Below are 14609 nucleotides of genomic sequence, written 5' to 3' on the forward strand. Positions count from 1 at the left end.
TATGCACCGTCGTCTGCCGCTCTGCCTGTCGTTGTTGCTGGCCCTGGCCTGCCTGGAAAGCCGTGGTGCGGGGATCGAAGTGGTCACCGAGGATTCACTCTACGCATACCCCCGCGAAGGCAAGCTGGTCGGGCCGGGCACCCGCGTCGTCGAGGAAACCCTGAACAAGGCCGGCCTGACCGATCACCGCATCCTGCTGTATCCCTGGGCCCGGGCCTACGAGAAAGCCCTGCACGAGCCCAACGTGCTGATCTATCCCATGGATCGTACCCCCTTGCGCGAATCGCTGTTCAAATGGGTCGGGGAGCTGGAGCGAGTCACGATCAAGCTCTACAAGCTGCGCGAGCGCCACGACATCGTCCTGGCCAGCCTCGAGGATGCCAAGCGCTACAGCGTGGGCGTGGTGCGTAACGACTCCAAGCAACTGCTGCTGCAGCAGGCAGGCTTCACCCGGCTGGTGGTCTCGGGCGATCGTCGCGACAACTTTCAGAAACTGCTCAACCATCAAGTCCAGCTGATCCCGATGCCCGAGAAGGCTGCGCGAGTGATCTGCGAAGACGAGCATGTGGATTTCGCCATCCTGCAAGAGGTGTTTTCGATCGACGACCGCCCCGCCCGGGTGTCCATGGCCTTCAGCCTGAGCACGCCGGACGAGATCGTCGCCAGGGCGCGACAGGCCTTCGAGCAATTGGAGGCTGCGGGAGAAGTGGCGCGGATCATGCGGGAAGAACGCTAGGCTCTGTCCGGAAAGCCTTGAGACTCGATGATGCGGCGTGAAAGCGCCGAGCAAGCGCCGTTGCCCGACTGACAATGGGCACTGCCCAGGCTTTTTTTCGTATCAGGCCGAGCCTGAAAAGGGCCCTGTGAAGGGCTTCCCAGCCGGCGACGGGACTCGCCCACGGGCAGCTCGGCGATGGATTGTGCTGCATGAAATCCGACGGTTTTCCCGATCAAGTGGATTCATCTCTGCTAGGCTGGCCGGCTCGCAGGTAACGCCAAGGCGCGAAAAGTAAGGGAGGCTTAACGGACATGATTGTCGGCATTGACCTGGGCACCACCCATAGCCTGATTGCGGCATGGCGCGATGGCGCTGCGCAACTGGTGCCCAATGCCCTCGGCGAGTGGCTGACCCCCAGTGTGGTGGGCCTGGACGATGAAGGCCGGATGATGGTCGGTCGCGCGGCACTGGAACGCTTGCAGACCCATCCGCAAGTGACCACCGCTCTCTTCAAGCGCTACATGGGCAGCGCCCGACTCACCGCCCTTGGCAATCGTCAGTTCCGCGCCGAGGAGCTTTCGGCCATGGTGCTGCGCAGCCTGCGCGAGGATGCCGAACGGCACTTCGGCGAGCCGGTGGAGGAAGCCGTCATCAGCGTCCCGGCCTACTTCAACGACGCCCAGCGCAAAGCCACGCGCATCGCCGGCGAACTGGCCGGCTTCAAGGTCGAGCGACTGGTCAACGAACCCACGGCGGCGGCGCTCGCCTATGGCCTGCATCAACGCGACAACGCCAGCACCTTCCTGGTCTTCGATCTTGGCGGCGGGACCTTCGACGTGTCCATCCTGGAGCTGTTCGAAGGCGTGATGGAAGTCCGGGCCAGCGCCGGCGACAACTACCTTGGCGGGGAAGATTTCGACACGCTGCTGCTCCAGGCCTTCGTCAGCGCCCAGGGCAAATCGGCTGCCGGCCCTGTCCCCCTTGGCGATGCGCAACTGTTCAGTCGCCTGCATCGGGAAGCCGAACGGGTGCGCAGGGCCCTCGGGCATGAGCCCAGCGCGACGTTCTCGGTGCGCCAGGGCGACCGCGAGTGGCATCAGCCATACACCCAGGCGGAAATGGCCGGTCTCTATGCGCCGCTGTTCGCCCGGCTGCGCGCCCCCATCGAAACGGCCCTGCGCGATGCCCGGATCCGCGCCAGCGAGCTGGACGAGGTGCTGCTGGTGGGCGGCACCACCCGCATGCCCCTGGTGCGAAAACTGGTCGCCAGCCTGTTCGGCCGCTTTCCGTCGATCCAACTCAACCCCGACGAAGCCGTGGCGCTCGGCGCCGCCGTGCAAGCGGGCCTGAAAAGCCGTGACGCGGCGCTCGAAGAAGTGGTGCTCACGGATGTCTGCCCCTACTCCATGGGCATCGAGATATCGGTCGACTACGGTGGCAAGCTCGAGTCGGGCCATTACCTGCCGATCATCGAACGCAATTGCGTGGTCCCCGTGAGCCGGGTCAAACGCGTGGTGACCCTGCGCGACCAGCAGAAGATGGTCCTGCTGAAGGTCTACCAGGGCGAGAGCCGCCAGGTCAGCGAAAACATCCTGCTCGGCGAGCTGGAAATCCCCGTGCCCCCCATGCCCGCCGGTGAGGTGAGCATCGACGTGCGCTTCACCTACGACACCAACGGCCTGCTGGAAGCCGATGCGCAGACCGTCCAGACCGGGGAGCGGCACAAACTGGTGATCACCAACAACACCGGCCTGCTGGACGAAGCCGACATCGCCCGTCGGCTCGAAGCGCTGGCGGCGCTGAAGGTCCATCCGCGTGACGAGCAGCCCAATACCGTGCTGATCGCCCGCCTCGAACGCCTCTACCAGGAAAGCCGCGGTGACCTTCGCCAGCGGGTCGACGACCTGGCCACGCGTTTTGCCCAGGTGCTCGAAACCCAGGAACTGCACGACATCCGCGCCCTGCGAATGCAGATTTCCGAACAGCTCGACACCTTGGAACGGGACGTCTGGCGATGAGTTGCTGGGTGGTCCTGGATCTGCCGGAGGATGCCGACAAGCGCAGCATCAAGCGCCAGTATGCCAGCCTGCTCAAGCGACACCGGCCCGACGAAGACCCCGAGGGCTTCCAGCGACTGCGCGAGGCTTATGAGCAGGCGATGGCATGGGCCGATTGGCAGCGTGAGGAGCCCGCCGACACCTCGCTGCCCGAGCCCATCGAGTCGCCTCGGGTGCAACAACCGTCCCCTCGGCAGACGGATGACGGGGCTTGCCCGGCCGAAGGCCTGGCGGCGCAATGCCTGGAAGGAATCAGCGCGACCAACCTCGCCGACCGCGTGGCCCAGGCACGCCTGCTTGGATGCGAAGCGGCGTTCGAACAAGGCCTGCTGCTGCGCTGCCTGCCAGACGACCGCTACGAACTGGCCGAGGCGGCCATCGAGCAATTGCACTGGCTCACCCCTTGGCAACATGAAGGCTTGCCGCGAACCACCCTCGAACACCTGCGCAACACCCTCATGGAGCAGGCCTCGTCGCGCCTGACCGAGGCCCGGCAGGATAGCGGGCGATTCCTCGAACTGGCCCGCAAGCTGGCCGCAAGCCCCTGGCTGCAAACCCTGGATGCGCGCCAGTGGCTGAACCAGAGCCTGGCCCTGGTGCTGCTACAGTCGCCGAACTGGTCGCAGAGGCTGTTCGAAAGCATTTGCACGCAACAGGGCTGGACCCGCAGCGGTCATCATAACGCCTGCCCCGAGCCCTGGTGGAGCCAACTGCTGGCTCGCAGCGACTGTGCCATGTTCGTGCAGGAACAGACCCGCCTCACCCAGTTCTATGACAGCAGCGAATCCCAGGCAGCGCGCATGCTGTTCGGCACCCTCGACGAAGACGCCCGGGTGCGCCTGAGCATCACCTTCAGCGCCGCCGACTGGGATGCCTGCGAGGCGTTGTATCGCACCGTGCAGCTTCGCTATCCGCAGTTGCTGTACCAGATGCCGCAGTTGGCCCCGGACAACTGGCGCGCGCTGCGTCGTCGGCCGCCGGCCATGGCGGTGCCCCTGGCCATTGTCGGCGCTTCGGCCAGCATGAGCTGGCTGCTGGAGTATCGCCTCGGCGGGACGTTCTACATCAGCGTCATCGACATGTTCCTGCGCGCGCTGTTTCTCGGCGCCGCTGCATGGGGGCTCAACGCGGCATGCAAGACCCTGAGCCGGGCATGGCGCCTCGATCAATGGCTCCATGACCGCTACGGGCGCTGGCTGAGCCTGCGACGCCCCACCCCGCTGCCGATACGCGAAAGCCTCTGGGTCGGCCTGCTGGGCGGCGTCATCTACCTGGCGGGTGGATTTGCCGGAGCGGTTGCCTACTTCGGCATCCTCGCCACGCTGGCGATCCTGAGCCGAGGCAATCTGACCAAACGCGCCGCCGCCCTGTATTCCCGAGTCTATGAGCGCTTGCCGGACGATGTCCTTGTCGGCCTCTCGCTGGGCATCCTCATCTCGCTGCTCCTGCTGGGCAATACCCTCGCGGGCAATGCGCCGCTCGCCCCGAACGAGGGGCTCCAGGCCTGGCCACAGCGAACCTGCGCCGCACGCCAATCCACCTCGACGCCCTGCCCGACCGAATTGTCCGCGCAGCAGTGGCATGTACCCACGTCCTCCCAGGCAGGAAAGCCATGATCAGTAATCGAGCCTTCGCGATTGCTGTGATTGCACTGCTGGGCCTGACCTGGCTGGTGCTGCAGCTGGCCCCTCGCAAGCACATCGACCCGCAGACCCGCTCGCGCTGGCAGCAAGTGCAGCAGATCAACACCTGCCTGTTGAATGGCGCGGACCTTCTGGAGCGACGCTACGCCGAATACCGTGACCTGGTCGCTTCATCGACGCAGCACGATGCCTACCGACATTTCTTTGCCGGCTTCGGCATGGGCTCCGGTGAAATCGTCCCCGGCAACGATGCACCGCCATCGCCCTGTTACCGATGGCTCGGCGCAGGAACACCGGAAGGCCTGCAAGCGCTAGCCAGAAACTACGTCACGGCCTACGACCAACTGCGTCCGGACGCCGAGGCCGTCGAGCGCTGGCTGGCGCAGCGGCCGATGGATCGGGATCCCCTCGAACTGGCCCGGCTTGAACAAGCCCTGAGCGCGCGCCTGCAAGAAGCACGCACCCGGGCGATCCCTTTGCGCCAGGCGTTCGAGCAGCCGCAACTGGAGGCGCGACAGCAGCAACTGGCCTCCATCGAGCAACGCCTGGGGCATGACCAGCATTGGTATACGCTGCGCTTCATGATCGATGCCCGCCAGACCATGGATGCCCTCGATGCCATGACCACCGGCGCGGCGCTGACGCCCCGTCAGTTGCTCGACCTGCATCAGTCATTGATGACCCGTTGGGCGGACGCAGAGACCTTCATCCAGGCACTGCCCCGCTTGCGCTCGGCAGATGGCAACCTGCCCGTGTGGAGCGTCATCAGCTCGCAGGCCTGGGAATGGTTGACGTACCTCGAACGCCTGCAACAGCACTGGGCCGCCGGGGCGGACGCCGCGCAACTGAACCAGGACCTCGCCGCTGCACGGGCAGGTTACGACGAGTTGCAACGGCGCTACAACGCCGTGGTCGTGCGCCAGTATTGATGAGCTTCTGCACGGTGGAACGAGCCATCGTCACGTTGCGCCTTGCTGATACTCGCGCGGTGTGCAGCCGAACTCCCGACGAAACACCGTGTGCAGGTATTGCGCCGACTTGAAGCCGCACTGACGGGCGATGTCGGCAATCGGCGAATCGGTTTTCTCCAGTCCGCTGGCAGCGGCGGCCAGTTTGAAGCGCAGGATTTCGTCGTGCACGCTGCATCCGCGCACCTTGCGAAAATGCGCTTCCAGGGATGAGCGGGACACACCGACATAGGCCGCCACCTGGGCAGTCTTGATGCCCTGGCAGGCGTATTGGCGGATAAACAGCAAGGCCTGCATGACGTAAGGGTTGCCCAGGGGTTGATGCAGGCTCGACGCCTGGACATTGATCGCATCCGGCGGGATCAACACCTGAGTGCCCGTGGAGGGCATGCCGTGCAACATCTGGTGGAGCAGGCGCGCGGCAGTGCGGCCCATGGTCTCGGTGCCTTGAATGACCGAGCTGAGGGGCACCCGGGTCAGGCTGCGGGTCAGCGGGTCGTTATCGATGCCGATCAGCGCCACCTGTTCCGGCACAGCGATGCCAGCGGTCAGGCAGGCTTGCAGCAACTGACGTGCCCGCGCATCGCTGACGGCAATGATACCGATGGGTTTGGGCAGGCTTTGCAGCCAGGCGATCTGCTGTTCCACCGCGCTGTCCCAGAGCGGCGCGCTGGTGCCCATGCCGCGATATACCTCCACATGCAAGCCGTCGCGCTGCAGCAGCGAGCGAAAGGCTCTTTCACGCTCCTGCGCCCAGCGATTGGCTTGCGCCACGGGCAGGCTGAAACAGGCAAAGCGTGTCAGTCCGGCCTCGATCAGATGCTCGTAGGCCAGCTTCATCAACGCAAAATTATCCGTGGCGACATAGGGAATGCCCTTGGGATAGGCACGCTCATCCTCATAGGAGCCCCCCACCGCCACCACGGGCAGGCGGATCCCGGCCAACGCCTCGCCGATCAGTGGGTCGTCGAAGTCGGCGATGATCCCGTCGCCCTGCCAGCGCTCGATGCCTTTCAAGCGACAGAGGAAATCCTCTTCCAGGAACAGGTCCCAGGACGCGCGGGTGCTGCTCAGGTAATTGCCGATGCCGCTGATGATGCCGCGGTCGTAGATCTTGCTGCCGTTGAACAGCAGTGCAATGCGGTGGACGGGAGGGACGGTTTTCATTGTTGTGGTCCTGGGCCGGTCGACGTCGAGACGGTTGCCACAGACTAGTACTCAAAATCGAACCATGCATTGGTGATTTTCATAATCAGCGGCCAGCGGGCCGTTGCTAGTATCGGGACACCGCCAAGAACAACAAGGAAACCTGCAAATGCCCTACTTTCCCGTTGTCGACAAGATTCGCTACGAAGGGCCTGCCAGCGACTCGCCCCTTGCCTTTCGCCACTACGACGCCAACAAACTCGTGCTCGGCAAGCCCATGCGCGAGCACCTGCGCATGGCGGTCTGCTATTGGCACTCCTTTGTCTGGCCCGGTTCTGACGTATTCGGCGCCGGCACCTTCAAGCGCCCTTGGCACCAGCCCGGGGACCCCATGGCAGTGGCCATCGGCAAGGCCGAGGCGGCCTTCGAATTCTTCTCCAAGCTGGGTGTCGACTACTACTGCTTCCACGACACCGATGTCGCCCCGGAAGGCAACTCGTTGAAGGACTATCGCAACCACTTCGCACAGATGATCGACCACTTGGAACGCCACCAGGAGCAGACCGGGGTCAAGCTGTTGTGGGGCACGGCCAATTGCTTCAGCAACCCGCGTTTCGCCGCGGGCGCCGCCACCAACCCGGACCCGGAAGTGTTCGCCTGTGCCGCCGCCCAGGTGTGCAGCGCGATGAACGCCACCCAGCGTCTCAAGGGCGAAAACTACGTCCTGTGGGGCGGTCGCGAGGGTTATGAAACCCTGCTCAACACCGACCTGAAGCGCGAGCGCGAGCAACTGGGCCGGTTCATGGCCATGGTGGTGGAGCACAAGCACAGGATCGGTTTCAAGGGCGACCTGCTGATCGAACCCAAACCCCAGGAACCGACCAAGCATCAATACGACTACGACAGCGCCACGGTCTTCGGCTTCTTGCAGCAGTTCGGCCTTGAGAAGGAAATCAAGGTCAACATCGAGGCCAACCATGCGACCCTGGCCGGCCACAGCTTCCATCACGAGATCGCCACGGCCGTTTCACTGGGAATATTCGGCAGCATCGATGCCAACCGGGGCGATCCGCAGAACGGCTGGGACACCGACCAGTTCCCCAACAGCGTCGAAGAAATGACCCTGGCGATCTACGAGATCCTCAAGGCCGGTGGCTTCGGCAATGGCGGCTTCAACTTCGACGCCAAGGTGCGTCGCCAGAGCGTGGACGAACTCGACCTGTTCCATGGCCACGTCGCCGCCATGGACGTGCTCGCCGTGTCCCTGGAGCGTGCAGCGGCCATGGTGCGCAACGATCGGCTCCAGCAGTTCAAGGACCAGCGCTATGCCGGCTGGCAGCAACCTTTCGGGCAAGCGGTGCTGGCGGGGGAATTCAGCCTCGCCGCCCTGGCCGAACATGCATTTGCCCACGAACTGAACCCGCAGGCGGTCAGCGGTCGCCAGGAGATGCTCGAAAACCTGGTCAATCGGTTCATCTATCCCTGACGGCCAGGAGAGCCGACGGGCGCCGCGAGGCTGTTACATTCTCGCGACAAATCTCCGCTCGCCGCGCCCCGAGACTCTCTACAGTTCTACCGGCACCACGTTCACCGTCAGGCAGTGTCTTTCAAAAAACAATAAAAGGACGCACCCATGAAAACAGTCAAACGCACCTTGCTCGCCGGCGCCCTGGCCCTGCTGTCGCTTCCGGTCATGGCCGACGCCACCCACCCGAAGATCGGTTTCTCCATCGATGACCTGCGCCTGGAACGCTGGTCGCGGGACCGGGACTACTTCGTCGCCGCAGCGGAAAAACTCGATGCCAAGGTCTATGTACAGTCGGCCGATGCCAACGAGCAGAAGCAGATTTCACAGATCGAAAACCTCATCTCCCGTGGCGTCGATGTGATCGTCATCGTGCCGTTCAACGCCACCGTGCTGACCAACGCCGTCGCCGAGGCCAAGAAGGCCGGGATCAAGGTGGTGTCCTATGACCGGCTGATCCTCAACGCCGATATCGACGCCTACATTTCCTTCGATAACGAAAAGGTCGGAGAGATGCAGGCCAGCGGCGTGCTGAAAGCGGCCCCCAAGGGCAACTACTTCCTGCTCGGCGGCGCGCCCACCGACAACAACGCCAAGGTCCTGCGCGAAGGCCAGATGAAGGTGCTGCAACCGGCCATCGACAAGGGCGACATCAAGATAGTCGGCCAGCAATGGGTCAAGGAATGGAACCCCACCGAAGCCCTGAGCATCGTTGAAAACGCCCTGACCCGGAACAACAACAAAATCGATGGCATCGTCGCTTCCAACGACGCCACCGCCGGCGGCGCCATCCAGGCCCTGGCCGCGCAGAAGCTGGCTGGCAAGGTGCCGATCTCCGGGCAGGACGCCGACCTGGCGGCGGTCAAGCGGGTGATCGACGGCACCCAGACCATGACCGTCTACAAGCCCCTGAAGCTGATCGCCTCCGAAGCCGCCAAGCTCTCGGTGCAACTGGCACGCAACGAGAAACCCAACTTCAGTTCGCAATACGACAACGGCAGCAAGAAAGTCGACACCATCCTGCTCACGCCAACGCCGCTGACCAAGGACAACATCGACCTGCTGGAAAAGGACGGGTTCTATACCAAGGCGCAGATCGCCGGGCAGTGACCTGGATGCACATCCCGGGTTAAGCAAAGTCCCTGTGGAAGCGAGCTTGCTCGCTCCCACAGGGGCCTGACTGACACCAGAAATTCTTGCCCCCTGCGTCTGTGTGAGCCCTTTTTCACGAGCCTTCACCATGTCCGACTACCTGTTGCAAATGAATGGCATCGTCAAGACTTTCGGCGGTGTCAAAGCGCTGAACGGTATCGATATCAAGGTCAGGCCCGGCGAGTGCGTCGGCCTGTGCGGCGAGAACGGTGCCGGCAAATCCACGTTGATGAAGGTCCTGTCGGCGGTCTATCCCCATGGCACCTGGGACGGCGAAATCCTCTGGGATGGCCAGCCGCTCAAGGCCCAATCGATCAGCGAGACCGAAGCCGCCGGCATCGTCATCATCCACCAGGAACTGACCCTGGTGCCCGACCTGTCGGTGGCCGAGAACATCTTCATGGGCCATGAGCTGACGCTGCCCGGCGGACGCATGAACTACCCGGCGATGATCCACCGCGCCGAAGCCCTGATGCGCGAACTCAAGGTGCCGGACATGAACGTCTCGCTGCCCGTCTCCCAGTATGGCGGCGGCTACCAGCAACTGGTGGAAATCGCCAAGGCCCTGAACAAACAGGCGCGCCTGCTGATCCTTGACGAACCGTCATCGGCCCTGACCCGCTCGGAAATCGAAGTGTTGCTGGACATCATCCGTGGCCTCAAGGCCAAGGGCGTCGCTTGCGTCTACATCTCCCACAAGCTCGATGAAGTCGCTGCCGTCTGCGACACCATTTCGGTGATCCGCGATGGCAAACACATCGCCACTACCGCAATGGCGGACATGGACATCCCCAGCATCATCGCCCAGATGGTGGGACGGGAAATGAACAACCTCTACCCCACCGAACCCCATGACATCGGCGACGTGATATTCGAGGCTCGCCACGTCACCTGCTACGACGTCGACAACCCCAGGCGCAAGCGGGTCGACGACATCTCCTTCGTGCTCAAGCGCGGGGAGATCCTTGGCATCGCAGGCCTGGTGGGGGCCGGCCGCACGGAACTGGTGTCGGCGCTGTTCGGCGCCTACCCCGGGCGCTACGAAGGCGAAGTCTGGCTGGACGGCAAGCCGATCGACACGCGCACGCCCCTCAAATCGATCCGCGCCGGCCTGTGCATGGTCCCCGAGGACCGCAAGCGCCAGGGCATCATCCCGGACCTGGGCGTTGGCCAGAACATCACCCTGGCCGTGCTGGAGAACTATTCGAAGATGACCCGCATCGACGCCGAAGCGGAGCTGGGCTGCATCGACAGGGAGATCTCGCGCATGCATCTCAAGACCGCCAGCCCGTTCCTGCCGATCACCAGCCTATCCGGCGGCAACCAGCAGAAGGCCGTGCTGGCGAAGATGCTCCTGACCAGACCCCGCGTGCTGATTCTCGACGAGCCCACCCGGGGCGTGGACGTCGGCGCCAAGTACGAGATCTACAAACTGATGGGCGCCCTGGCGGCCGAAGGCGTGTCAATCATCATGGTGTCGTCGGAACTGGCCGAAGTGCTGGGGGTTTCCGACCGCGTGCTGGTGATCGGCGACGGCCAATTGCGGGGGGATTTCATCAACCAGGGCCTGACCCAGGAACAGGTGCTCGCCGCTGCGCTCAGCCATCCCGATGGCCATGACAATAACGATCGGAAGTCTGCGTAGATGAATCAGGTCAAACAACTTTTCAGCCGCTACAAAATGCTCGCGCTGGTGATCGCCGTGGCGGTCATCTGGCTGTTTTTCAGCTGGCAGACCGATGGCGGGTTCCTGACCCCGCGCAACCTGTCCAACCTGCTGCGGCAGATGTCCATCACCGGAATCCTCGCCTGCGGCATGGTGCTGGTGATCATCAGTGGCGAGATCGACCTGTCGGTGGGCTCGTTGCTCGGCTTGCTGGGAGGACTGGCGGCGATCCTGGACGTGGTTTATCACATCCCGCTGCTGGCGAACCTGAGCCTGGTCGCCTTGTGCGGCCTGATGATCGGCCTGGGCAACGGCTACATGACGGCCTACCTGCGCATCCCCTCGTTCATCGTCGGCCTGGGCGGCATGCTGGCCTTTCGCGGCATTCTGCTGGGCGTCACCGGCGGCACCACCATCGCCCCGGTGTCGCCGGAACTGGTCTACGTCGGCCAGGGATATCTGCCCCACTCCGTAGGCACGGGCCTGGGTGTGCTGCTGTTCGCCCTGACGCTGTTCCTGACCTGGAAACAACGCCGCAACCGCGCCCTCCATGGCCTGGCCGCCCATTCACGGGTGCGTGACGTGCTGCGCGTGGTGCTGATCGGCGTGGTGCTGGCCGGGTTCGTCTACACCCTGAACAGCTACGACGGCATTCCTGTGCCGGTACTGCTTTTGCTGATTCTGCTGGGGGTGTTCAGCTACGTCACCAGCCAGACCGTATTCGGTCGCCGGGTCTACTCGGTGGGCAGCAACATGGAAGCCACGCGCCTGTCCGGCATCAATGTGCAGGCAGTGAAGCTGTGGATCTTCGGCATCATGGGGGTGATGTGCGCCCTCGCCGGCGTGGTCAACACCGCGCGCCTGGCGGCGGGCTCGCCCTCGGCCGGCAACATGGGCGAACTCGACGCCATCGCCGCCTGCTTCATCGGTGGCACCTCCATGCGCGGCGGCTCCGGCACCGTCTACGGTGCCCTGCTCGGCGCGCTGGTCATCACCAGCCTGGACAACGGCATGTCCATGCTCGATGTCGACAGCTACTGGCAGATGATCGTCAAGGGCAGCATCCTGGTGCTGGCGGTGTGGGTGGATGTGAGTACGCGGGTGGGGCGGCGTTGAGTTCGCAGTGACGTTGATCGGCTCGATCGGCACCGCAACGGCATCGACCTGGGATCAAGGGTGCGGACGGCGCAAGGAAGACGCAGGCTCGTGCAGGCAGTTGAATCACGAAAACGGGCGACCCAAAGTCGCCCGTTCAGTTAGCTCAACATGATTCAAGGAGCCTCTATTTGGCCGGGATATAGAAATACCCTTTCACCATGGCCTTCCCTTCCTTGGGATCGCGTACCCGGATCATCTCGGCCGCATATTCCTGCGTATATTCTATGAAGTACTCTTTGCCCGGCTCGACCGGCAGGTTCAGGAATACGTTCCTGGGATGCGGACGCGGCCCCGCCGATACCTTGTACAGGCCCGGACTCACCTGTACCCAGGAATAGGTCTTGTTATTGAGTCCCACCACGGCACTGTCGTCGATGCTGAACACGCTGTCATAAAAACTGCCTTGCAGGACCTGAGTCCGCATCAGGTACACCAATGCCTTGCCTGGTGGCAGTGGCGGCGGTTCGAAATAGGGCTGATTGGAGCTGGTGTGAGCGCAGCCGGCCAAGACGAGCATGAGCAACAGGGCCGCGATACTTTTGAATGAACTCATTGGTCTTGACCTAATAGTTGGTTGATTACCAGCGCCATCTTCTGCTCGAGCGGAGCGACCTTGGTTGGATCGAGACCGCCTTGGCCTGTCAGATGATAATGCCCAAAACCGATCTGCTGCCCGCCCTTGAAGAGCCGGGCACTGGCATCGGATAGATAGGGAGAAACGCCCCAGGATCGAATGGCGGTGTAAGTGAGACGGTACTCACAACGCTGCGGAACGGCCTGACCGCGTATTTCCCGATGACGCCCCTGCTCGCCGCCATCCGAAAAATGCATTCCATGCCACCACTGACCCACCAAGGCGCCACTCACCACTTTATCAAGCCTTGCAAGCTCAACCCTTCGGGTTCATAGCGGGCCAATCCCCAGGGTCACCGTCTTGCCCCGCCTCTTCGGACGGGCTCGGTGAGGCAAGGAGGCGGTCGCGGCACACACTCAGGATTTCGTCGGCCAGCGGCGAATCGTCCGGACAGGCTCGCGACATGACCATTGCGCCGATGACATGCGCCAGCGTGCTGAGGGACTCGGCTCGCACCTGCGCGGGGTCAGCTTCGCTCGACTCCCCTGCCTCATGGCTGAGCGCGTCCAACAGGCTTTCGATGCCCGCCGCGAAGGTGGCCCGGACAGCCTCTGGTTGACGCGCGGCATCCCCGCCCAGCGCCGCCATGGTGCAACCGGTGGCACGGGCGTCGCGATGCTGGCGCGACAGGTAATACCGAACGAAATCCTGGATGTTGATGCCGTCGCTCAGCGCAACGGTCTGTGCGATACCGCAGGCCGCCGACTCCGCCATCAGGTCGGCCTTGGAGTTGAATTGCTTGTAGAAACCGCCGTGGGTAAAGCCGGCCGCCGCCATCAGGTCAGCGACGCCAACGCCGTCGTAGCCGCGTTCACGAAACAGCGTGGACGCCGTCTCGACAACCCGCGCCCGGTTGGCCTGTGCCTGTGCTTTAGAGACTTTCATAACGCATCCAGGTGGATATCTGCCTGCTGGGGAAGCCTCACTATACATTGATGTCGATCATCATCAAAGATTTGACAATTTAGATTACGATCGTAATCATAAAGCCTTTCCCCATCCTGGAATCTGAAAGGAATGTCCGGAAAAACGCTTTTCGAACCCGGCCACGCTTTATGGCGGCGGCGCTGCGGGCTACACCGATTACCCAACCCTCGCCGGCTGAGGCGAGCCCTCCCTGCCTGACCGACTCTCCCGTAAAGGAAAAGACTCATGACCACGCTTCCAACCGTCTTCATCACCGGCGCTTCCACCGGCATCGGCGCGACTTACGCAGAACGTTTCGCCCGCCGCGGCCACGACCTGGTGCTGGCCGCACGCGACAAGGCCCGCCTGGACACCCTGGCGCAACGCCTGCGGGCGGACCACGGTGTCGCCGTCGAGGTGCTGCAAGCGGACTTGACCGAATCCGCCGACCTGGCCGCGCTTGAGACTCGTCTGCGCGATGACACTCGCATCGGCGTGCTGATCAACAACGCCGGCATGGCCCAGTCAGGCGGCTTCGTGCAGCAGTCTTCCGACGCCATCGAACGCCTGATCACTCTCAACGTCACCGCTCTGACCCGGCTGGCCTGCGCAGTCGCCCCGCGCTTTGCGCAGGCTGGCAGCGGCGCGATCGTGAACATCGGCTCGGTGGTGGGTTTTGCGCCCGAGTTCGGCATGTCGGTCTATGGCGCCACCAAGGCCTTCGTGCTGTTCCTCTCCCAGGGGCTGGACCATGAACTGTCGTCCAAGGGTGTCTATGTGCAGGCGGTGCTACCGGCATCGACTCGCACGGAGATCTGGGAACGCGCCGGCATCGACATCAACATCCTTGCGCAAGTGATGGAGGTGGGTGAACTGGTGGATGCGGCCCTGGTCGGCTTCGATCGTCGCGAACGGGTCACCATTCCCCCCCTGCATGTCGCCGAACGCTGGGACGCCCTGGATGGCGCGCGCCAGGGACTCATGTCGGACATCCGCCAGGCCCACGCGGCCGAGCGCTACCAGCCTCAAGCCTGAG

At 63.3% G+C, this 14609-nt stretch carries 13 protein-coding genes; 9 read left to right on the plus strand and 4 right to left on the minus strand.

Annotation, left to right across the window (positions count from 1 at the left end):
- Position 1: 1 nt before the first annotated feature.
- The 4 genes from BLP99_RS17515 (at position 2) to BLP99_RS17530 (ending at position 5347) form a co-directional block, all read left to right on the plus strand.
- Positions 2–736: a substrate-binding periplasmic protein gene (locus BLP99_RS17515; RefSeq protein ID WP_072396473.1), complete on the plus strand. Its 735-nt coding sequence runs from the start codon at positions 2–4 to the stop codon at positions 734–736.
- A 293-nt stretch (positions 737–1029) separates the two neighbouring features.
- Entirely contained in the window at positions 1030–2736 is a 1707-nt protein-coding gene (locus BLP99_RS17520) for a molecular chaperone HscC (protein ID WP_072396471.1), read from the plus strand.
- Positions 2733–4391, plus strand: a complete 1659-nt coding sequence (locus BLP99_RS17525) for a J domain-containing protein (RefSeq protein WP_092181217.1) — start codon at positions 2733–2735, stop codon at positions 4389–4391. Before BLP99_RS17520 ends, BLP99_RS17525 begins: the two co-directional genes overlap by 4 nt.
- On the plus strand, positions 4388–5347 hold the full coding sequence (locus BLP99_RS17530; RefSeq protein ID WP_092181220.1) for a DUF3829 domain-containing protein: 960 nt from the start codon (positions 4388–4390) through the stop codon (positions 5345–5347). The genes BLP99_RS17525 and BLP99_RS17530 overlap by 4 nt, the downstream gene beginning before the upstream one ends.
- Positions 5348–5377: 30 nt before the next feature.
- On the opposite strand, the gene BLP99_RS17535 is transcribed toward BLP99_RS17530, so the two are convergent.
- Positions 5378–6553, minus strand: a complete 1176-nt coding sequence (locus BLP99_RS17535; RefSeq protein WP_072431493.1) for a XylR family transcriptional regulator — start codon at positions 6551–6553, stop codon at positions 5378–5380.
- Between the two features lie 148 nt (positions 6554–6701).
- Between BLP99_RS17535 and xylA the strand changes: the two genes are divergently transcribed.
- From xylA to BLP99_RS17555, 4 genes are all read left to right on the plus strand, one after another.
- Complete coding sequence (gene xylA / locus BLP99_RS17540) at positions 6702–8018, plus strand: xylose isomerase (protein WP_072396463.1); 1317 nt, start codon at positions 6702–6704, stop codon at positions 8016–8018.
- 147 nt (positions 8019–8165) lie between these two features.
- The gene (gene xylF, locus BLP99_RS17545; RefSeq protein WP_072458989.1) at positions 8166–9167 is read left to right on the plus strand and encodes a D-xylose ABC transporter substrate-binding protein; all 1002 of its coding nucleotides are present in this window, start codon (positions 8166–8168) and stop codon (positions 9165–9167) included.
- Positions 9168–9297: 130 nt separating this feature from the next.
- Positions 9298–10854: a D-xylose ABC transporter ATP-binding protein gene (gene xylG / locus BLP99_RS17550; RefSeq protein WP_072431492.1), complete on the plus strand. Its 1557-nt coding sequence runs from the start codon at positions 9298–9300 to the stop codon at positions 10852–10854.
- Positions 10855–11991, plus strand: coding sequence for a sugar ABC transporter permease (locus BLP99_RS17555; RefSeq protein WP_072458991.1), 1137 nt, complete (start codon positions 10855–10857; stop codon positions 11989–11991).
- A 166-nt stretch (positions 11992–12157) separates the two neighbouring features.
- Here the strand turns inward: BLP99_RS17555 and BLP99_RS17560 are convergent, their stop codons facing one another.
- The 3 genes from BLP99_RS17560 to BLP99_RS17570 are packed head-to-tail and all read right to left on the minus strand — an operon-like array spanning position 12158 to position 13552.
- Positions 12158–12586 carry a DUF2846 domain-containing protein gene (locus tag BLP99_RS17560; protein ID WP_092181223.1) on the minus strand — a complete coding sequence of 143 codons (429 nt, stop codon included), beginning with the start codon at positions 12584–12586 and terminating at the stop codon, positions 12158–12160.
- Positions 12583–12864 carry a hypothetical protein gene (locus BLP99_RS17565; protein WP_231991065.1) on the minus strand — a complete coding sequence of 94 codons (282 nt, stop codon included), beginning with the start codon at positions 12862–12864 and terminating at the stop codon, positions 12583–12585. The genes BLP99_RS17560 and BLP99_RS17565 overlap by 4 nt, the downstream gene beginning before the upstream one ends.
- Before the next feature lie 58 nt (positions 12865–12922).
- Entirely contained in the window at positions 12923–13552 is a 630-nt protein-coding gene (locus BLP99_RS17570; protein WP_072396452.1) for a TetR/AcrR family transcriptional regulator, read from the minus strand.
- Between the two features lie 267 nt (positions 13553–13819).
- Between BLP99_RS17570 and BLP99_RS17575 the strand changes: the two genes are divergently transcribed.
- Positions 13820–14608 (plus strand): SDR family NAD(P)-dependent oxidoreductase, encoded by a 789-nt coding sequence (locus BLP99_RS17575; RefSeq protein ID WP_092181226.1) that lies wholly within the window; start codon positions 13820–13822, stop codon positions 14606–14608.
- The last annotated feature ends 1 nt before the right edge of the window (position 14609 follow it).

Source organism: Pseudomonas sp. NFACC32-1 (genome assembly GCF_900101215.1).
Taxonomy (GTDB): Bacteria; Pseudomonadota; Gammaproteobacteria; order Pseudomonadales; family Pseudomonadaceae; genus Aquipseudomonas.